General features: G+C 26.8%; 24 protein-coding genes. 2 read left to right on the forward strand and 22 right to left on the reverse strand.

Annotated elements, in window-relative coordinates; translation table 11 throughout:
- Window positions 1-308: 308 nt before the first annotated feature.
- The 22 genes from MBCUT_RS03720 to MBCUT_RS03825 all read right to left on the reverse strand — a co-directional run bounded on the left by MBCUT_RS03720 (window position 309) and on the right by MBCUT_RS03825 (window position 18,386).
- The gene (locus MBCUT_RS03720) at window positions 309-944 is read right to left on the reverse strand and encodes a CBS domain-containing protein (protein ID WP_067259030.1); all 636 of its coding nucleotides are present in this window, start codon (window positions 942-944) and stop codon (window positions 309-311) included.
- A gap of 276 nt (window positions 945-1,220) precedes the next feature.
- A complete protein-coding gene (locus tag MBCUT_RS03725; RefSeq protein WP_067259033.1) occupies window positions 1,221-2,150 on the reverse strand; it encodes a 4Fe-4S binding protein in 930 nt (309 codons plus the stop codon).
- Between the two features lie 355 nt (window positions 2,151-2,505).
- On the reverse strand, window positions 2,506-3,492 hold the full coding sequence (locus tag MBCUT_RS03730) for a carbohydrate kinase family protein (protein WP_067259035.1): 987 nt from the start codon (window positions 3,490-3,492) through the stop codon (window positions 2,506-2,508).
- Window positions 3,493-3,889: 397 nt separating this feature from the next.
- Window positions 3,890-4,777: a formylmethanofuran--tetrahydromethanopterin N-formyltransferase gene (locus tag MBCUT_RS03735; protein WP_067259082.1), complete on the reverse strand. Its 888-nt coding sequence runs from the start codon at window positions 4,775-4,777 to the stop codon at window positions 3,890-3,892.
- A gap of 364 nt (window positions 4,778-5,141) precedes the next feature.
- A complete protein-coding gene (locus MBCUT_RS03740; RefSeq protein ID WP_084270703.1) occupies window positions 5,142-6,197 on the reverse strand; it encodes a hypothetical protein in 1,056 nt (351 codons plus the stop codon).
- Window positions 6,198-6,366: 169 nt separating this feature from the next.
- Window positions 6,367-7,722, reverse strand: coding sequence for a 4Fe-4S binding protein (locus MBCUT_RS03745; RefSeq protein ID WP_394327049.1), 1,356 nt, complete (start codon window positions 7,720-7,722; stop codon window positions 6,367-6,369).
- 302 nt (window positions 7,723-8,024) lie between these two features.
- The gene (locus MBCUT_RS03750; protein WP_067259038.1) at window positions 8,025-9,059 is read right to left on the reverse strand and encodes a 4Fe-4S binding protein; all 1,035 of its coding nucleotides are present in this window, start codon (window positions 9,057-9,059) and stop codon (window positions 8,025-8,027) included.
- Between the two features lie 340 nt (window positions 9,060-9,399).
- Window positions 9,400-10,524, reverse strand: a complete 1,125-nt coding sequence (locus MBCUT_RS03755; protein WP_067259041.1) for a hydrogenase large subunit — start codon at window positions 10,522-10,524, stop codon at window positions 9,400-9,402.
- Complete coding sequence (locus tag MBCUT_RS03760; RefSeq protein WP_067259044.1) at window positions 10,521-10,970, reverse strand: NADH-quinone oxidoreductase subunit B family protein; 450 nt, start codon at window positions 10,968-10,970, stop codon at window positions 10,521-10,523. Before MBCUT_RS03760 ends, MBCUT_RS03755 begins: the two co-directional genes overlap by 4 nt.
- Window positions 10,971-11,468: 498 nt before the next feature.
- Entirely contained in the window at window positions 11,469-11,852 is a 384-nt protein-coding gene (locus tag MBCUT_RS03765; protein ID WP_067259047.1) for a DUF1959 family protein, read from the reverse strand.
- Between the two features lie 53 nt (window positions 11,853-11,905).
- Entirely contained in the window at window positions 11,906-12,229 is a 324-nt protein-coding gene (locus tag MBCUT_RS03770; RefSeq protein WP_067259049.1) for an energy-converting hydrogenase subunit EhaL family protein, read from the reverse strand.
- 209 nt (window positions 12,230-12,438) lie between these two features.
- Window positions 12,439-12,696 (reverse strand): hypothetical protein, encoded by a 258-nt coding sequence (locus MBCUT_RS03775; RefSeq protein ID WP_067259051.1) that lies wholly within the window; start codon window positions 12,694-12,696, stop codon window positions 12,439-12,441.
- Window positions 12,697-12,786: 90 nt separating this feature from the next.
- Window positions 12,787-13,650 carry a respiratory chain complex I subunit 1 family protein gene (locus tag MBCUT_RS03780; protein ID WP_067259054.1) on the reverse strand — a complete coding sequence of 288 codons (864 nt, stop codon included), beginning with the start codon at window positions 13,648-13,650 and terminating at the stop codon, window positions 12,787-12,789.
- Window positions 13,651-13,695: 45 nt separating this feature from the next.
- A complete protein-coding gene (locus MBCUT_RS03785; RefSeq protein WP_067259057.1) occupies window positions 13,696-13,911 on the reverse strand; it encodes a DUF788 domain-containing protein in 216 nt (71 codons plus the stop codon).
- A 372-nt stretch (window positions 13,912-14,283) separates the two neighbouring features.
- Complete coding sequence (locus tag MBCUT_RS03790; RefSeq protein WP_067259059.1) at window positions 14,284-14,964, reverse strand: proton-conducting transporter transmembrane domain-containing protein; 681 nt, start codon at window positions 14,962-14,964, stop codon at window positions 14,284-14,286.
- Window positions 14,965-15,120: 156 nt separating this feature from the next.
- Window positions 15,121-15,792: an EhaG family protein gene (locus MBCUT_RS03795; protein ID WP_067259062.1), complete on the reverse strand. Its 672-nt coding sequence runs from the start codon at window positions 15,790-15,792 to the stop codon at window positions 15,121-15,123.
- The gene (locus MBCUT_RS03800; RefSeq protein ID WP_067259064.1) at window positions 15,793-16,344 is read right to left on the reverse strand and encodes an EhaF family protein; all 552 of its coding nucleotides are present in this window, start codon (window positions 16,342-16,344) and stop codon (window positions 15,793-15,795) included. It abuts the gene before it with no gap.
- Entirely contained in the window at window positions 16,341-16,601 is a 261-nt protein-coding gene (locus MBCUT_RS03805) for an EhaE family protein (RefSeq protein ID WP_067259066.1), read from the reverse strand. The genes MBCUT_RS03800 and MBCUT_RS03805 overlap by 4 nt, the downstream gene beginning before the upstream one ends.
- Window positions 16,594-16,872: a DUF2108 domain-containing protein gene (locus MBCUT_RS03810; RefSeq protein ID WP_067259067.1), complete on the reverse strand. Its 279-nt coding sequence runs from the start codon at window positions 16,870-16,872 to the stop codon at window positions 16,594-16,596. The genes MBCUT_RS03805 and MBCUT_RS03810 overlap by 8 nt, the downstream gene beginning before the upstream one ends.
- Window positions 16,873-17,006: 134 nt before the next feature.
- Window positions 17,007-17,258 carry a DUF2109 domain-containing protein gene (locus MBCUT_RS03815; protein WP_067259069.1) on the reverse strand — a complete coding sequence of 84 codons (252 nt, stop codon included), beginning with the start codon at window positions 17,256-17,258 and terminating at the stop codon, window positions 17,007-17,009.
- Window positions 17,259-17,556: 298 nt separating this feature from the next.
- Window positions 17,557-18,057 carry a hypothetical protein gene (locus tag MBCUT_RS03820; RefSeq protein ID WP_067259071.1) on the reverse strand — a complete coding sequence of 167 codons (501 nt, stop codon included), beginning with the start codon at window positions 18,055-18,057 and terminating at the stop codon, window positions 17,557-17,559.
- Window positions 18,054-18,386 (reverse strand): energy-converting hydrogenase A subunit A EhaA, encoded by a 333-nt coding sequence (locus tag MBCUT_RS03825; RefSeq protein WP_067259073.1) that lies wholly within the window; start codon window positions 18,384-18,386, stop codon window positions 18,054-18,056. Before MBCUT_RS03825 ends, MBCUT_RS03820 begins: the two co-directional genes overlap by 4 nt.
- A 705-nt stretch (window positions 18,387-19,091) precedes the next feature.
- Here MBCUT_RS03825 and MBCUT_RS03830 point away from each other — a divergent pair.
- A complete protein-coding gene (locus tag MBCUT_RS03830) occupies window positions 19,092-20,036 on the forward strand; it encodes an NAD-dependent epimerase/dehydratase family protein (protein WP_067259076.1) in 945 nt (314 codons plus the stop codon).
- Between the two features lie 292 nt (window positions 20,037-20,328).
- Complete coding sequence (locus MBCUT_RS03835) at window positions 20,329-21,753, forward strand: flippase (protein WP_067259078.1); 1,425 nt, start codon at window positions 20,329-20,331, stop codon at window positions 21,751-21,753.
- The last annotated feature ends 212 nt before the right edge of the window (window positions 21,754-21,965 follow it).

Raw genomic sequence — 21,965 nt, forward strand, 5'->3', positions numbered from 1 at the left:
TTAGTATATTATATTTACTATAAATATATATTTTATGGTCATTATAATGTAGTTAGTAATATAAGTAGACTACTGAAAATTTGAAACACACAATATAATAATAACAGTTAAAAAAATTCCACAATATGCTATAATAAAAATTAGCAAGACGAAAATAAGATTAATTAGCTTAAAAATGATAAAAATAAACAAAAACTAAGAAAATAACAACTAAAAAGAAATAAAAATGATAAAAATAAACAAAAACTAAGAAAATAACAACTAAAAAGAAATAAAAATGATAAAAATAAACAAAAACTAATAGCTAGCTATTTTCTTGCTTTCCCAACTTTACGAGCTATTACTAATTCTCCAACAGCTATTAAACCAGTGAAAAATCTTTCAAGACCACCAGTAGCCCAAATAGCTTCACCAAAAGTTGAATTCTTAATATTTCGCTCGTAATCCTCTGGTTTGATTCTTTTGCCTGTGGTTCTCCTACTAATTATAGCTGAAGCTTCCATTAGCTCATCCCAACTAACACCTTTAAGTTGTTCTTCCATAGCCTCATAAATTTTAGAAACTTTTACTTCATAAAGAGATGATAAAGTATCTACAATATCAAAAGAACGTATAACTCCTGTTACAACATCATTTTCATTTAATACAGGAATGCTGATTAATTTATGTTTTGAAGTTTCTATAACTGATAATCTAGAAGGATCATTTTCATGGAGATATCGAATTTCCTCTTTTGGGTGCATGATTTCAGAAACTATTTTTTTTCCCTCTCTTAATCCTTTAGTAACATCTAATGAAGTAATCCATCCTACGAGTCTCATCTCTTCATTTACAACTGGTGTTGTGAATCTCCTAGAATTTTCCATTTTTATAGACGCATCAGCGACAGTATTCTCAGGATATACATAGATGAAATTCTTATCCATCATTTCTTTTGCTTTCATTAAAATACCTCTATTTATCACAAATATTATTAATTAATCATCTTAAATATAGAACTATTTAAATTCTTAAAACTGCATTTATTATAGAAAGAAGATTATTATTATATTCTTAATTTATATTATATATTTATTAGATATAACTATTGTTATTCTTATTGATGATTAGCTATTATTAATTTATTATAATTACTATTGTTCTTATAATTAATATTATTGAGATTATAACTAATTATTGTTAATTTTAGAATTCATTATTTTTCTTTTAGGTCCATGTTTTCAATCCTTATTTTCATCAAAATCCTTAACCTCATCAAAATCTTTAGTTTCATCAAGATTCTCAGTCTCATCAAAATCTTTAGTTTCATCAAGATTCTCAGTCTCATCTAAGCCATTATTTAAATTCTTTAAACTTAGAGCATTGACTGGACATTTTGTAGAGCAAACATTACATCTAATACATTTTTCATTATCTAGGACTACTTTGTCATCTTCCAGCTTGATAGCTTCTACAGGACAGGATTCTTCACATAGGAAACATTGAACACAGGTATCTTGATCAATACATAATTTTTTAGTTTCAATTATAGGACCTAAAGTTCTTTTAAGCTCTATTCCTCCTTTTGAACAAAGATTAGCACAAGATCCGCAACCAATACAAAGGTTTTTATCTATATAAGGATATTTTCTATCTTCTAGATCTGGATAACTTTTTTCATTGGCAGCTTCGATTACTGATTTATCTTTTAAAGAAATAGCATTAGTAGGGCAGAATCTAATACAACTTCTGCAATCTCCACATAATTCCATATTAATTGATATATCTTCCATTCTCAGAACACGATGAGGAACATTAATTTCTTTTAAAACAAATTCTGCATCATCCTTTTCTCCATTGATCTTTGATTTTGTCTCCAATGCATAGATACATGAAACAGGACAAGTTTGAGCACAAATTTCACATTTAACACAATTTTCTTTAATTCTTGATCTTTTTACAACGTTTGAAGAAGAGATTGCATCAACTGGACACTCTTCAACACAAAGATCACATCTAACACATCGAGGAGAAATGGTTATAAATTTGTCATCTACCTCATAATCTCCAATATCAACTTGAAAATCATCGATATCATCATCCAAATCTACTGATTTCAACACAACTTCCCTTTGTAGATCTTTCATCGGTTTTTTAAATTTTATTTCCATGAAATACTCCCAATATTTTAATTAGTTCTAAATCTAAAAATATTACAACTTTACAATAATCATAAATCTAAATATTACAACTTTACAATAATCATAAATCTAAATATTACAACTTTACAATAATCATAAATCTAAATATTACAACTTTACAATAATCATAAATCTAAATATTACAACTTTATAAAATAATTATGAATCTAAATATTATGAGTTATAATAATTTTAATAATTAATAGTATATAATATCATATTAATTATATCTTACTATTTACTCTTAGAGACTGTAGTAATATTCTATTATTAATGAAATATCACATCTGTTTTACAAATATCTCCTTGTTTACTATTAAAGTGCCTAAATATCAGAATCAATTGTTTTTTCAAATTCAAGTAATTTGTTTTCATTAGGCATGCCTGTTATTCCAATGTTTTCAACAGATTTAGAAGCCACCCAATTTCCAATCAAACAAGACTTTTCAAGAGAATATCCTTTGAGATAAGAATATAAAAATCCACTATTGAATGAATCCCCTGCAGCTGTTGTATCGATAGTATCTACTTCAAATATAGGAACTTTGACTTCTTGATTTTTATCATTAATCCCATAAACCCCTTTAGTTCCTCTTTTAACTACAACAATGTCAATTCCATCTTCTAAAACATATTTAGCTAAATCTCTGAAAGTTAAGTCTTCATGGATTAGATTATATTTATTAGAATAATGTTCTTTAAATAATATAAAAAGCTCTTTTTCATTGATTAAAAGAATATTTGTTCTGTTTAATATTTTTTCAATAGCTTTAAATCCTTTTTTAGCATATAACATACCAGGATCAAAACTTAAAATCATAGAAGCAGGTAAGATATCTAACAATTCGATTTGAGTATTAAAAGAATCACCAACAAAAGAAGAATAATGAATTATTTTAGCCATATCTATTTGTTCAATATTAAGTTCATTCATAGAAATTTCATCATTAACTCCAGAATCAATATAAAGGGCACGATCTCCATTTTCATCAACAAATCCTAATACATTTCCAGAATGGCCTTTTTCAGCTTCAATCAAATTATTAACAAAAACACCTTCAGAAATAAGATTCATTTCTAGTATTTCTCCTTCTTCATCATCAGCTATTTTTCCAATATATGAAGTAGAAACACCTAACCGAGAAAGTCCAATAATAGTATTAGCTGCAGAACCACCACAATTTAAATCAAATTCTTTAATGTAGCTTTCTTCATCTTCTCGAGCAATATCATTTACATAATATAATTTATCAAGATTAAGAGCCCCAAAACCAATAATATCAACATCAATCTTATTATCTAAAATACTCATGTTTTCACCTAAATTGAATACTTCTACAAGAGATTATTCTTTTTATAATAATACATAAAATGCAATTATTTTGATTAAAGTTATACTGATTAAAATTATTTTATTAAAGTTATACTTAATTCTAGTTATTTTAAATTTAAAGATTTTAAAGCTATTAAAATTATTTTATTAAAGTTATACTTAATTCTAGTTATTTTAAATTTAAAGATTTTAAAGCTATTAAAATTATTTTATTAAAGTTATACTGATTAAAATTATATTAATTAAGATTATATTGATTAAAATTATGATTTTAAGAAGTTAAAACACTCAAATAATTTTTATGTTTATTAAAATCCATAACAAATCTCTATGATCCATATAACTCCCATATCATTCAGAATAAGCTTGAGATGATTTAGAACAAATCCAATAAATTAATGTTATATTCTCCAAGTTCTCCATTGAAATTTCCTGCAGATATTTTTACAACGCCATCAATATTCAAAATTGATTCAATAGCTATTTTTGTGGCTTCTTTTACAACACCCATATTAATTCCATTTATAACTATTTCTGGAATATACTTAACATTATTAGGGACTTTTGAAATATATTCTAAATTTTTTTTAAGGGATGGGCAGTATGGATGATTTGTAGTTGGGCCAATCCAAGGATAATTCGTTTCAACCTTAGATGCAGCAGAACAGATTCCAAAAGGAGCTATTATTCCGCTTAATTTATATAGTTCATCGATAATTATCTTTCCTGCTTTGAGAACTGATTCTTTAGTTTCACACATATACCAAAAATTAGCCCCCATTATTCCTTCACCATAACCTAATTCAGATTCTATCTGAAAATCAGGAACAGCTATTGGAATATTTATCATTTCACGACCATATTTATTTTCAATCCATTCATAACCATCCCCACAATGACCAACTTGTTTCATCATCCCTATTGTACCTTTAGGTTCTGTGGTATAATTGAAAACTCTTGTAAATGGTTTTACTAGAATATCTTGGCGAATTCTATATGATAATTCAAGTTCAAATTTCTCTAAATCATCTGATCCAAACCAATATTGAACGATAGCTCCATCTCTCCCATCAGGAGTTTCATCAGGAGAAACAAATCTCTCAACACCACCCTCAATTCTTCCAATAACAGCACCAGGAGTAGATGTTGAGTCAAATGCAGCTTGCTTCAAAGTATCTTTATCATCAGCAGTTATTAAAGCCCTTATATATTTTCCAGAAAAGCATTCAAAGAATGTATCCTCAATTAAATTTTTATTATCCATTCCTACACCAAAAATTGTTGTTAACATTATAAATATTAAAAAATATCCTTATTAAATCATCTTTACCTATTTAATAGAAACATTAAAAATCTTAATTTTTACTTAATTATTAAATTCTACTTAACTTAATTAATTATTAAAATTCTAATTAATTATTAAAATCTACTTAACCTAATTAAATATTAAAATTCTAATTAATTATTAAAATCTACTTAACCTAATTAATTATTAAAATTCAAATTAATATTAAAATTCTAATTAATTATTAAAGTCTACTTAAGTTAATTAATTATTATATTTTTAATTATTAATATTTTCTTATAATTCATTGTAAATAAAATAAAACACAAGGGAGATACTATATTTATTTGCCTAAAGAGCCTATAGCATTACCTCTAATTTCTTTTCTCATAATAATACTCTTTTTAATGAGTTCATCTAGGTTATCTTCTCTTATTACTTCAATAATAGGGAATTTTCCTTTAAATGTTTCATTGAATTCATCTATCATATCATGCCCAAATTTAAAAGTCTCAAGTGCATTTTGAGGATTTTTAGAGTAGGATCTAATAAATTCAAATACATATTCTTTATTAAATTTAGAATGAAGTTCTAGTAAAAGTGAAGTTGGTAGTGTGTTATTGGTGATAATAGCTATTTCTGCTTCTTTTAAAGCATATTCATTACCGTTAAAAGAAATAGCTAAACCTCCATTTTTTTTTGCATATTTTAAAGGTTCAACATCAGTTATACTATCTCCAACATACATGATTCCATTTTTATCACAATCACATTTAGATACAATATCTTTAATAGCTAATTTCTTTCCTTCACCACCAACAGTATTAATATTTTCAATTAATTTAGCTATTTCCATTTTAGGAATCTCATCAAAAAATATTTCATTTAGTTTATCAAAATCAGGACTATTCTCTCTAGCTATTTTCACAATCGTATCTCTAAATTCAAAGAGTTTTTCTTTTTCATTGTCTGATAATTCATATGAATCATACATATCTAGATGAGTATAATATGTATTTTCAAAAGGAAAATCAAGATAATTACATAATGCTTCAATATATTGACCATAACTAGTACTAACTATAAAAGAAGACATAGCATTCTCTGCTAATTCAAGGGTCTTTTCCACACCATCGACAAGATTTATTTTTTCTTTTGAAAAATCAATAATTTTCTGATTGGTTATGCCATAAGCTTTAAAAAAAGGAACTATTAATTTAAGTGTACCACCTGCATTATAATCAGGCTTTTTAGCTATATCGACTAAGTAATCATCAAATTTACTTATAATTTTAAAGAATTCATCACCTTCAGGAATAAATTCCGAACTGATTTCATAAGCATTATCATTTAAAGATAAAGGTCCTTCACAATCGGTTATAAATAATTTTTTAATCAATATATAAATCCTCCACAAACATTGAATAAAAATAAGAAAAATTATTGAGGAATAGCTATCACTACACAATAATTAATTGAATATGTAGTATTAACAAAGAAAACTATGAGTTATGAGGTTAGTAGCTAAAATGATATAAAAATATAAACTGAATATTAAAGTAGATATATTACTGCTTTAAATCAATTTTAATAGCATTTACAGGGCAAATTGATTCACATTCTCTACATGAGATACATAAATCTTGATTTACAACTATTTCATCATCCCTTAAACTTAATGCGTCTACAGGACATTGATTTGTGCAAACTCCACAGGCTTGGCAAAGGTCTTTACTAATTGTGAATTTACCAACTCTCATTTCTTGAATGTTTTCTCTAATAAAATAAATATCGTTACCTCTATTCTCAAAGAATTCTTCCATTAGTTCAATAGCTGTTACTGGACATGTTGAAACACATTTTCCACAGAATACACAGTTATCTTCAATATGAATCGGAGAAGGTAATTCAAGCCAAATAGCATTAACTGGACAAATACCCACACATTCCCCACAGCCAATACAGTCTTCTTCCAAAACCCTAATTTTACGAATAGGAGGAAAATATTCAATTAAATTCTTCATAGATATTACAGAAATGTCAGAAGCGATTATTTTCTCTAATTTTTTAGATATTATGTCAGTAACATTTATTTCAAAACTTTTTTCATTATTCTCTTTGGTTAATTTTTGTGATAGCTTAGATAAGATTGAATCAATTTTAGTTATATCATTAGATAATTTATTAATGTCTTTATCAATAATTCCTGAAACTATATCTAATGATCTAATTTTATTGAAAGATTCATAAGCTTTTTTACGAGAGGAATATTTAATAGCTGAACTTGGACAAACATCCATACATTCTTCACATCTTGCACAATAAGATGGGTCAATATAAGGTAATTTACTTGTTTTGCCCACATTTATAGCTCCTCTAGATGGACAGATTCTTGTACAAGTCATACAGCCAATACAAGCATCTTGATTTATTACAATAGCTCTTCCACCAGACACTGTTCTTGGTAGGATTTCACCATATTTTATTGCATCAGTTGGACAAGACCTAAAACAATATCCACACCTTACACATTTATTTTCATCAATTTCACTATGTACTTCTTCATTCCCTGAAGATGTTAAATGAATAGCTCCTGTTTTACATGAAGAAACGCAAGCACCACAAGCCTTACATAGTTTTGAATTTATGTTAGGAATATTTTCCCTAATGGGTTCAGATAATTTTGTTTGCATTTTGATAGCATCATGAGGACAGGCTTCCCTACATAGAACACAACCAAAACATTTATCATTGATTTTAGTTGTACCTTCACTACTATCAATGTATGTTGCTCCAACTGGGCATGCTTTAAGACAAGGTTTATCTTCACATATTTCACATTTGTTGTTCTCAATCTCATAATCGATTTCAACTTCCCTCAAGGGTTTAGTGCATTTTTTAGTGGAAACCTCGATATTAATCAACTCCTAAAAATATAAATATTAATCATTATTACAACTAAACATAAACAATACAACTATTAATCATTATTACAACTAAACATAAACAATACAACTATTAATCATTATTACAACTAAACATAAACAATACAACTATCAATCATTATTACAACCAAATATAAACAATACAACTATCAATCATTATTACAACCAAATATAAACAATACAACTATCAATCATTATTACAACCAAATACAACAGTATAGATATTAATCAAATACAATTAACATAAACATCAAAGTGTTATAGAATTATGAGATTAGATATTAGTCATTTCTATTATTAGCTAATTTAGACTCTTTTAAAGTGATTAAAATAATCTTTTCTCCATCAATTTCATCAAGTAAGAATTTAGCAACAAAATATCTAACTACACAGAAAGGACATGTCTGATAACAATTACTACATCTTAAACACTTATTTGGATCTCTTGAAACTTTATTACTTTCTTCATCATAATTTATAGCACCAGTTGGACATTCATCCACACACAAACGACATTTATTACATTTAGATTCATCCCATGTAATAATATTAATTTTTAATCTATCAGTAGCATTTTCAATAATTTCTAAAGCTATTTCTTCATCAGGTAAAATCTCTAATGCTTTATCCCATATTTTAGATAGTGGTAATTGTAGTTTTAAAAGTTTTTCATCAGGCAAATTTTGCAATTCTTCTTCTTTATTTTCTATATACTCTTCAAGTGTATTAACAACTAGACGAATAATAGCTTTTTGGTCTTCAAGATTATCTATAAATACTCCTTTCATAGCTCCCTTCACAGGACAAGCTTCTAAACAATCCCCACAAGAGATACATTTAGCTTGATTCACATGAATCTTATTATCAACTTCTTCAATTGCATCTACAGGACAAGATTTCATACATTTTTTACATTTAATACATAAGAAGTCATCTATAAGATACTGTCTTTTTGAAGGAATTATATTAAATTCTTCTCTGATTAAATGATTCTCACCACAAAGAAGAGTTTTAGGATCTGTTGGGCATACTTCTGCACAAAAACCACATCTAATACATGCTCGGTTATTAATCACTGGATAAGTTATACCTTCATTTTCTTCGCAGTCTTCTTCTCGAACAAGCTTAATAGCATGTGGAGATGGACAAGATGAAGTACAGGCACCACAACCTATACAGTACTCTTTAAGAACTTCAGGAAAATCTCTAAACCTATCAGGTTTTTCTACTATATCATGTTGGGATTTTGCATCAGTAAAACCTTCTAACCAAGTTTTTCTTGCAAATTCATATAAATACCAAATTACAGAAGACATAATCCACCTTTTAAATAGTAAATAACAATTAATAATATAATAATCATAATAGTGCTAATAAATTGTGCTAATAAATTATGCTAACAAATTGTGCTAATGAAATAATGCTAATAAATTATGCTAATGAAATAATGCTAATAAATAATGCTAATAAATTATGCTAACAAATTGTGCTAATAAATTATGCTAATATAACAGTAACACTAATAATAACAATAGAATATTTTGATAAAATTAATGATAATAATGATATTAATATACTAATGATATCAATAAAAAAATCATTAATTTCTTCTAATAATAACAAAATACGATCAATTTCAATTATTGAGTATTAATATTACCTTAAATTAAAAATATCCTTAGAAACTTCTCCTTTATCTACATCAACAATAGTTACTCTCTCAGCACAAGCTATACAAGGATCAGCTGAAGCATATGTAGCTACAGCATCTGAAACAGTTGCAACATCTTTGAGCATATATTTAGCACATGCATCAATATTCATTATACTTGGAGTTCTAATGGATATATGTTTTATTAAATTACCATTAGTTTCAGCCATATAAACTACTTCTCCTCTTGGAGCTTCATTTCTCCATTCAGCATATCCAGATCCAATATCAACTTTAGTTCTAATATCTCCTTCAGGTAAGTTAGCAATAGCTTGCCTAACTAAATCAATAGATTGAGGGATCTCATTAAATCTATTCATAGTTCTTGCGAAATTATCTCCTTCTTTTCTCCAAATAGGCTTAAATTCAAAATTATCCCTATAAGTATGATGTTGTTCTCTTAAATCATGTTTTAATCCAGATGCTCTGCCAATAGGACCAACTGCTCTTCCTTTCAATGCTTGATCCCTAGTCATTTTTCCAACATCTTTAGATCTAAGACCTACAAGAGGTCCTTGTTCAAAGATTTCTATATATCTACCAAGATCTTTTTCAATAGCATCAAGCTTTTCTAGTATTTGATCAAGATGAACCTGTTTTGCATCCATCCTAACTCCACCAACTACATTCCACCCCATGTTAACTCTATTACCAGTTAAAAGTTCAATTGCATCCATTGCATGTTCTCTTAAAGATAATACATACATAAATAATGTTTCATGTTCTAGGGCTTTAAAATAAGTAGAATTAGCTAAAAAATGACTTTGAATCCTATCTAATTCATTGGTAATTACTCTCAAATATTGAGCTCGTATTGGAGCCCTAACATCAGAAATTTTTTCAATAACTTCTGCAAAAGTTTGAGTATGTTCATAAGAACAAATCCCACAAACTCTCTCAGCAAGATAAATACATTTTTGCCATGTTTTACCTTCCATGATTCTTTCTATTCCTCTGTGAACATAACCATAATCAATTTCAGCATCTATAACTCTTTCTCCCTGAGTGTGAAGTTTAAGTCTTAAAGGCTCTTTTAACCCTGGATGAATTGGACCAATAGGCAATATCATGATTTTTCCCTCCCTTTAGCTGCAATGGCACCTGGAGCTACCGAAAGAATCCCTTCTAAAATCTCACTTGGCCTTGGAGGACATCCAGATATTTCTGCATCAACTGGTATAAAATCAGATACTGGAGCATGAACATTTCCCCCTTCTTGATTGAAAACATCGCCAGATAATGGACAATTTCCAATACAAGCAACAACTTTAGGTTCAGGAGCCTTACTATAAATTCTTTTTATTTTTTTAATCCATTGCTCTGTAACAGCTCCAGTTATTAATATAACATCAGCTTCACGAGGATTATTATGTACATAAATACCATATTGTTCAAGATCATATCTTGGAGAAAGCAAAGCTACGATTTCTACATCACAGCCATTACATCCCCCACAATTAACAAGACAAACATGAATTGAACTTTTTCTTACAATATCCTTAAGAGTATTTAACATTTGGTTACCTCTTATTATCCTCTTTATAAATTTGATTATGTGTAAAAATGATTATATCTAACTAATTATGTGCAAATTTTGAATACAATATTATTTCTAATTTTAATGATATTCACTTCAATACTAGCAAATTAAATAACATCATGTCCAATAATAGCAAATTAAATAACATCATGTCCAATAATAGCAAATTAAATAACATCATGTCCAATAATAGCAAATTAAATAATATTTTTTTTTACTTATTGAAATACTCATTTAACTTATTTAAATTATCTATTATTTTTTTTATTTTTTTACTTATTGAAATATTCATTTAACTTATTTAAATTATCTATTATTTTTTATAATATATAATTTTATTATGATTATTTTTATGATTATTTATGAATATATTATGATTATTAATATGATTATTAAATATGAGTATTATAATAATCTTACTTGATTACAAGAATCCTCTAAATAAATATTTAGTACTATAACTGATAATAATGATTACTCTTGAAGTAAAGTTAATATTTGCTTTTTACCTAAAGTTAAAGCTTCTTTATAATCTTTTCCACCGATTATTTCTTTTACTAATTTTATTTTAATTTCATCAGCTTCTTCAATGGATAGTAAATCCATCACATCACATAGCCAACATAGTCTCAAATCAGCATGTAATTTCTCACTAAGACAATGTGGTCGAGCTGATTCAAACGTAGCATGAAGTGCCTCTAAACTAGACATATCTAATTTATTCATTAAAATTTTTTCCATATCTTCATTTGTTATTTCTAACTCAATAGCTAATGGATTAACAACATCTTCTTTCCATTTGAAACTTCTAAGAATTCTAAGCTTCATCTTCTCCAATAGCTCTTTATCTTCATCCACATTATCACCTAATAATTGCGATACTTAATATTTAAATAGTTTATTATTTATTATTAGAACAAAATATAACTTATAATCCATATAATAGCTGAAATAATTATCCCTAGAAATGTCTCTTTTCTCCCATAACCTGGCCTCATTCCAAATACTAAAGCTATTAAAAATAAAGCTATAGCTATTAGAATATAAGATGAAATGAATGGGAGTAAAGCATAATTAAATAGAAGTATCCAACCTATAATAGCTATTATTAAAGATACAATGTCAATTTTATTGATTATGAATGCCTCACCATGTTTTTTGTAACTAATTAACAGACCTAAAACAGATCCAATTATAAATGCTAATAAATATAATAGATAGGATAATTCAGTCATGGTATCATCTTTTTTTACAAATAGGATTAAGGATTATAAATTTGATATATTTTCAATAAGTTTTTATAATGAAGTTAGACTAATAATATTTATTTAAATTACTAGTTTATTAATTATAAGTCGTATATAGGAATATAAAACACTACAAACATTACACACAAATATAAAACACTACAAACATTACACACAAATATAAAACACTACAAACATTACACAGGAACATAAAGTATTGCAAAAGATATTGCAATAATGAATAAAGTAAGTAAGAATACAATTTTTTCTAAATTTTCAGCTAAATGCACACCTTTTTTAGTAGTTTGTATCCATAATAAAGGAAACATTACAAGACCAAATAGAGCAACAGGGAAAACTATCATAGTTTGTAGTGTTGCTGCTAGACCACTAGCTACTATGATTCCAATAGCTACAAGTGAAGTCAATACAACAAGATCTTTTTCTTTATTCATTTATTATCTCCTTAAAATTCATTTATTAAATTAATCATAGTATCAAATTTACACATATTATATATTATATTGATATATTACTGGATCAAATTAGACAATAAGCATTATTAACAAAGAACCACCGATCCCAATAATAGCTATTGAAACTTGACTCATAACAGAGTGATTTGGATTGAGTATTGGAGTTATAGTATTTATAATTGCAATTAGGGCTGTGATGACTACCATACCAATTAAATACCCCAATAGGGATAAAGGTCCGATGAACACAGTCAAGAATACCCACAATAAAATATACCAAGATATGGATTCTGAAAGCATCATATATCCCCTTAAAACGCCAAAATGCTCAGTTTCATAACCAGAGATTATATCTTTTCCCTTGGTAATCGAAAACGGAGAATATGGTGATTTAGAAACCAATAAGATGAAGAACATCAAAGCAGCTAGAGGTATTGAAAATATTAAAGGTCCATTGGCAGATTGATACGCGACAATTTCTCCTAAATTCATAGTTCCAGTTTGGAAGAATATAATAACTAAAACTGCAAAAAGGGGAATTTCAGCAGCCGCTGAGAAAACTGCTCTTACACAACTCATTTTACCATAAGGAGAACCTGAAGAAGATCCAGCATTATGTTCAACAATTTTATAAACTGCATAAATTGCAAATATTAATAATAATGACCCATAGCTAATAGGACCAACTATAACTGCTGTGATCCATATAGCACAATACATACAAGCTATAGCAACATAAAAAGGCATAGCCGCTGTTTTTGGAAAAGATGTCTCTTTAAAGAAGAATTTCAATGAATGGAGAAAATGTTGTATTATTGGAGGGCCAGGCCTAAGTTGTATTCTTGCCATGACCTTTCTATGGAATCCTAACAACAAACTTCCAACTAAGAAAGCTATTACAACATTTATAATGATATTAGCCATTAAATTCATGTTATCGTACTTTTTAAAAAAGATAATTATCGATACTAAAATATCTCAGTATCCAATAAATGGTTCTTCTTTTCTTTCCTCCTGTTCTTCTTTGTTAGATTTTGCCATGGTTATTAAACCTAATGAAAGGATGAACAATGGTATAAACACAATAGCTATTCCATACACAATCCAAACTGCAGGATTAAATATTAAAGCAAATATTATCAATATTGAAGATATTATAAGCGATAAATAGCTACTTATCATCATTCCGTTCATTTTTCACACCTTAATTATTATTTTTATAATTTTAATTATGTTGTATTAAATTCTATAATTATTAAATATTCTATAATTTTAATTATAATTTTAATTATGTTGTATTAAATTCTATAATTTTAATTATAATTTTAATTATGTTGTATTAAATTCTATAATTTTAATTATATTGTATTATATTCGAAAATTTTAATTATATTCTATTAAATTCTATAATTATTAAATATTCTATAATTTTAATTATATTCTATTAAATTTCCATGATTTAATTTACTAATCAATTATTATAATTCTTATTTATATTTTTTTATGATTTATTATTCTTTATTTGTATTTTATTATTATCTTATCAAATTTAATAATGATTTAGAGTCATATTATTTTTATGATTATAAGAAGTATTTCAATCGTTCTTATAATTACAAATAATGAACTTAAATGAATGATTAATATAAATGGAGAACCTGGAGTCCTAAACATCTCTGCCTTTGTAGCGAAAAATGGAGCTATACCAGTCTCACCAGCTACTCCCATCAATAATAATAATGATCCAAAAATCATCATAGGAGTTGCAGTTGCCATACTAGCTAATTCAAATAGACTAAGAGTTCCAGTAGATGCTAATATAATCGATGCTCCCCCAAATAAAGGAAGTGAACATATCATAGCTATTATTCCATATTGATAAGCTGCATCAAGAACATCAATTTGCTTAACTGCTGAAACTATTCCCACATTAACTATACCAATTAAAGCTATGAATAATGTGAAATTAAATAAATCTCCAGTTATCATTGCTCCTGCAGTAGCTAAACCACAAATAATAGCTAAAAATCTTCTAGATTTAAATTCAGATAAACCAACAGAAACTTTATGATCTTTTAATGTGCCGAAACTTCCTTCAACTTGAGTTTCAGTTCGGCTAATAGCTATTAATGCAGTAAATATTAACACAACCACAAACATAAATAAGTGGAATGGGGTCACATATAATACAATATCTCCTAAAGGTATTGTTCCAAGTATATTCCCACCTAATGATGCTAAATCCATTTTAATCCTCTTTATTTTTAATTTTAATAGATATATACTAAGTAGACTTTCTAACTATTAAATAAGTAGACTTTCTAACTATTAAATTAGTGTCTTATGAACATATTTTATGAACATTAGTTATTAAGATTAGTAAACTTTATAATTATAAGATTATTACTCTCTGTTATATTCTTCTCTTATCATAGCTCCAATTAATCCAATTTTAGAAGCTACTTTAAGGACTAAACCACATGCAGCCATGAACAAGCTTAACAACCATAAATCTGGAGCTATGAAGAATAATACAAATCCAATTATCCACAAACACCAAGCTATTCCAGAAACTCCACCAATACCCTCAATTTCAGCTATTGGTAAACCTCTTGATTTTCTTGAAATTATATAAAGTAATATTCCTCCACCTGCCACTGCACCACCAGTGAAACCAGTTAAAAATGCACCAAAAGCTAATAAAACTAAAACTAAGAAATTAGGGGCTGTGGTCATGATTTCCATATCAAGAACCATAGGTAAAGGTAACAGAGAAGATTGCTTATTTGATTTTCTCATTTCTCGAGATATCAATATTTCGGATATAGCTAGTATTTCAGCTAATTCTACTACCAATCCTGGTAAGATTAAAGCTTCAGCCAAATCAGTTCCAACAGCAGCTACAAATATAAGCATAGCTAATCCTACAATGTCTGTAAGGATAAGTATGTGTATATCTCTTTTTTGAATAGCTATTCCAATTAATCCAATGAAAGCTATAATTATCCCAGCATATATTGCAGGAACATACCAAGAAGCAAAAATTGCCGGAACAAATTCAGGAACTACAATCATTTATTCTTCCTCACTTAATCTCTCGGATTCAATAGTTGGATCATAATATTTAGAATTTTTATCAGGAGCTTCTCTCTTCTTTCTATTCATAGTGAAGTTAGCAGCTAAGAAAGAAGCTATTATGAATGACATCATCAAGATGGTAGATTCTAAGATTGTATCGAATCCTCTAGTATAATAAAGAATCTCATCTATTAAACCTCCAGGAGATGAATAAATTGAAGTCCCAAAATAGGGAGATATTGATTGAACATAAATAGCCTGTGGAGACATATAGGAGGTTATCCATCCTATTGATTTAGAATTTTCTGGATATTGAGCTTTTGTAATTCCAGGTAATTTTAAAACTTCTCCACCCCTATCATAAGGAGCTGTTGGTATTCCTTCATCTATTTGGACTTGAGGAACAGGTCTTGGATAAATTTGATCTACATTTAAGTCAAGAGGTATTACAAATCCAACAAGTAATAATAATCCTAAAACTAATGCAAATAATTTTGGAATTCTATCAGGATTAGCTAATTTATTCCAAAATCTCCCAATTCGACTCATGCGTCACTCCCCATTTCTTCTAAACGAGATATAGCTCTAAGTAAAATTAAAACAATTACTACTGATGTAGCTACCAATGTCATAAGTGCTAACATATGATTATAAGTAAGTAATATTAATGAAACACCAATTGAGGCAACTTCAGTATTAAATGTTCTTACGATAGGGTCTTTAACACCAGGACCAATAACTGTAGCTATACTCCCTAGAATAGCTAATATGATACCAGCATACAACCAAATACTAAGATCAAACAACTTTTTCTGCCTCCTTATTTCTTTTTCTTATTTCATTAACTTTGATTATGGATAATAAAAATACTATAGTAGAAATTGGACCAAATAAAGCTATAGCTAACGCTACATCCAAATATTTAAAGGAAACAACAGCTAATACAAAACCTGCTTCCATAATTGCAAACATTATAATCTTATCTAAAGGTTTAATCAACCATATAATTCCTAAAGCACCTACAAACATTAGTACTAAGGACACAGTTGTAATATTAATAAGATCTAAGGGATTCATCATATTCACCAGTAATTAGTATTATGGTAATGTATATCTTAATCTATCAAATATTTTATCATTGTATATGTTATTGTAAATTTATTATTGAGTTATCTAAATTTCTTTTACTATTAAATGGTTGATGAATTAATTCATTCATCAAGTATGATTTCATCATCTAATCTATTCAATGTGTAAGCTATAGCATTAGACCCTATAGTAGAACTAATGAAGAATACAATAGCTATTATAAGACCAAATGGTGTATTGATATACAATGCAATCAATGCAGAGACTGAAAAATCAATAACATTGATATATAGCATTCTTTCAGCCCTATCTCTAGTTACAAAAGCTCTTACTGCCATTATAATAACAATTATACAAATAATTTCTTCTATCATACTACCATTCTATGGGTTAATTATACATTTAATTATTTTTTAATAATATGTTAATTAAGTAAATTAGTTAATTTAATTATTTTTATTAATTATTTTTTAATAATATGTTAATTAAGTAAATTAGTTAATTTAATTATTTTTAATTAATTATTTTTTAATAATATGTTAATTAAGTAAATTAGTTAATTTAATCATTGTCATTAAAGTAATTATATTCAATAATTATCATTAAAGTACTTAATTCAACTATTTATTCATTAGTTACGATTATTCATAAATTTTATAAATAATTTTCATCTTATTCTAACTCAGTGTATCTACCCATTAGTTTAGCTATTTTTCCAAGTAATTTAGAGGAATATGGATGATAAATACCTTGAATTGTCAATATAGCTATGATCATGCCAACAATGAACATTTCTGGAGTTAAACCAATGAAAGAACATAAGAGTATAATAATTGTTGCAGTCAATGCCCCAATTGTACCAGCATAACCTGGATCAGCACAAAGCCTATTACCAATAAATACAAAGAAAGCAGCCATTATTCCTCCTTCAAGACCTATTAGCATGACTCCTATTGAAGCAAGCAATGTTCCTGCAGAAGCATCTGGAGAGCATAATACGTTACCCTGGAAAAATCCTCCAGCTAAGTCTCCATCATGTTTAGCTATAGATCTTCCAACGATATTCGCACCTTTAACACCAGGATACTCAGGTAAACCAAAGTAAGTATCAATTATAACGAAATTAAGCCATGCAATTACAGTAGCAATAGCTATTCCTAATATTTCATTCATTGAATTACCTCTTGACTATCTTCAGTTACTTCAGGTGGTTTAGGAAACACATAATCAAATAAATATTTTGTAAATAAAGCTGAAAAACCTCCAAGTAAAATAGCTAATACCATTCCATCATAAATCCAATAAATATTTAATGAAAAGCAAATAGCTAGAAGTCCAATAGCTATAACTGGAGTTGGGAATAATGCACTAGTTTCAAATGAAAACCTTATTGGTTTATTAGGTAACAATGGCAATCTCAATCCTAAAGCTATTATTATTGAAATAGCTATAGCTATTAAATAATCTATAAATAAATATATCTCACTAACATGAATAATCATGATAAAATGTAAGCATTACTAGATATATAAATGTTGTTACTTGAAGTTAAGAAATGTCAAAATGTTAGTTAGTAAGAAAAATTTCTCTTCTAAAAATCAAGTATTTGTAAATTCAAGCTTAAAATTCAATTTTAAAAATTGTATCAACTAACAAATTGACAGTCCCTGAAGTTAGTAAAACTTCAATAAATCAAACAATTATAATCACAAAACAGTAGAAATATTATGAAAAGAAGAAAAGGAATATCCAATTAATTACAGATGAATAAGAGAAATTCGAAACTTAACAATATATACAAATCTAAAAGTAAAAATTCTAATTAGAATTAATCTATTAAGCTATTAGAAAAATAGTGTTTTAATAAAAATAGTAGATAATAATAATTTATCAAAATAAAATATTTCTACAAAATAATATTTTATCAAAAAACATTAGATAATTAGTAGATAATAATAATTTATCAAAATAAAATATTTCTATAAAATAATATTTTATCACAAAACATTAGATAATTAGTAGATAATAATAATTTATCAAAATAAAATATTTCTATAAAAAATATTGTTATTAAATTTAATAGTAATGAAAATAAAAAATTAATTAACAAATAAAATAATATATGTTATTAATTATAACAAATAAAATAGAATATGTATTATTTGCTTTTTAATAATATTACTTTAATCAATTTAGAGGTCATTTAAATGAAAAACAAAAAAATAGTTGTTACAGGTGGTCTTGGATTCATTGGATCCCATATTGTTGATGAACTAATTGATGACAATTATATTACTATACTCGACAACAAATCTTCTGGAAAAATTGAAAATCTGAATAATCCCAATCATGAAAACTTAAATATAATTATTGGTGATTTAAATGACTTGGACTTATCAGATATATTTATAGGTATAGATTATGTTTTCCATTTAGCAGCTTTAGCTAGTGTTCCAATGAGTGTTGAAAATCCGCTTCTTTCTCATGAAAATAACACAGATGCTACAACTAAACTACTTATAGCTGCAAAAGACTGTGGTGTTAAAAAAGTTGTTTTCTCATCTTCATCAGCGGTTTATGGTGAAAACCCAAATATGCCACTAAAGGAAGATGAGCCTTTAAGTCCTACTTCCCCATATGCTGCAACAAAGGCTGCAGGAGAACTATACTGTCAATCTTTTACAAAAACTTATGGAATACCAACAGTTTCCCTTAGATATTTTAATGTTTTTGGGCCAAAACAAGATGTCAATTCTCATTATGCTGCAGTTATTCCTAATTTTATTTTTGCATTAATAAATAATCAACAACCTATTATATATGGAGATGGTGAACAAAGCAGAGATTTTATTTTCATCAGCGATATTGTAAACGCCAATATATCTGCTTGTGAATCTGATTACACTGGAACTGTTAATATAGCTTCTGGAAAAGCCATGACAATAAATGAACTTTTCAATATTATAAAAAAAGCAGTGAATTCTAATATAAATCCTAATTATCGCCCAGAAAGATCTGGAGATATAAAACATTCCTTAGCTGATGTTAATAAAATGAAAAAAATAAATTTCAAAGTTGATTCCAGTCTATTCCCACAACAATTAAAAACAACCATTGACTGGTTTAGAGACAACTATTTAAATCAAGAATAATAAATCATGTGAAGTATCTAAATAATCAAATTAAATAATCAAATCAACTACCTAAAAACAAAGCAAAAATAAATAAATAAAATATTCAAAGAATCAAAACCACTACCCCAAGATGTAACATAATAACATAATAAAAAATAACTTAGAAAATTAATAAAAGAACTTAGAAGATAAATAAAATAACTTAGAAGATTAATAAAATAGCTTAGAAAATTAATAAAATAACTTAGAAAATTAATAAAATAACTTAGAAGATTAATAAAATAACTTGGAAGATTAATAAAGTGAAATTATGAGCATTATAAAGTCTGTTTTTAAAAATACAAGTTGGTTGATGATTTCACAAATCGTGACAAGTGTGTTAGGCTTTTTTTGGACAATATTAATAGCCCGGTACTTAGGAGTATTTAATTTCGGAATAATTACATTTGCGACATCTTTTACTGGAATAGCTGCTATAGGAATGGATATAGGGTTCAGTACTTATGCAACACGTAATGTTGCAAGAGATCCAAGTTTAACAAGTAAATATTTAGGAAATGGAATCCTTTTAAAATTAATTTTATCTTTATTAACAATAATAGCTATTTTAATCCTTTTAAAATCGATGAATTATGACTACCTAACCATTGAAGTCTGTTTTATATTTTCAATACAAATCTCGTTTCTTACTATGAGTTATTTATTCAATGGAATATTTCAAGCTCATGAAAAAATGCAGTATCAGGCAGTGGGGATAATAATAAATAGTGGGCTGTTATTAGGATTTACATTGATATCAATATATCTAAATATTGGAGTTATTGGAATTGCAATTACATACCTACTTTCAAGTGTTATAACTTCAATTTATCTTTATATGAGAACTACCTCTAAAATAGCTATGCCCAAATTTGAAATTGACTTGAAATTTTGGAAAAATTCAATAAAATCTTCTTTTGCTTTTGGATTAACCAATTTTTTTACAAATATTTATTTTATGATAGATACTGTTATGATATCTATTTTTATTGGAGCAACAGCTGTTGGAATTTATAGTTCTGCTTATAAGATAATATTTGTATTTACGACACTGTATTCAGTTTATAATTTTGTTATTTTTCCTTTAATGGCTAAATTATATACAAATTCTGAGGAATTATTAAAAATTAGTTATGAAAAATCTGTTAAATATCTTTTAATGATAATTTTACCATTGGCTGTTGGGATCACATTTTATGCAGATAGTGTTATTCTATTAATATATGGTAATGAGTTTTCTTTAGCAGCAAATGTCCTAAAGATATTGATATGGAATGTTGTGTTCCTATTTGTAAATGGAGCATCAACCTTACTTCTAAATTCATCAAATCATGAAATTGGAGTTACAAAAATAAATGGAATAGCTTGTTTTTTTAATGTTGTTTTAAACTTAATCTTAATCTATTATCTAAGTTATATTGGAGCAGCTATAGCCACAGTATTAACTGGATTATTAATAGCCATCTTAATGAATAACATAATATCAAAGAATATTTTAAAAATAGAGAATAAATTAATAATAGAAATTCTTAAAATCAGCTTTTCAGCTCTTATTTTAGCTATTGTCTTATTTATATTCAAAGTTTCATTACTAATAGCTATTCCTTTAGGAATAATAATATATTCTGTGATGATTATATTAACAAAAACTTTAGATACTACAGATAAAAGCATGATAACTGAAATAATCAAATAAATGTATTAGAAAATCTATATAAATAAAAATAATTAGAAAATCTATATAAAGAAAAGTAATTAGAAAATATATATAAATAAAAATAATTAGAAAATATATATTAAATAAAAGTAATTAGAAAATCTATATAAATAAAAATAATTAGAAAATCTATATAAAGAAAAGTAATTAGAAAATATATATAAATAAAAATAATTAGAAAATATATATTA

The sequence above is a fragment of the Methanobrevibacter cuticularis genome (assembly GCF_001639285.1).
In the GTDB taxonomy this organism is placed as follows: Archaea; Methanobacteriota; Methanobacteria; order Methanobacteriales; family Methanobacteriaceae; genus Methanobaculum; species Methanobaculum cuticulare.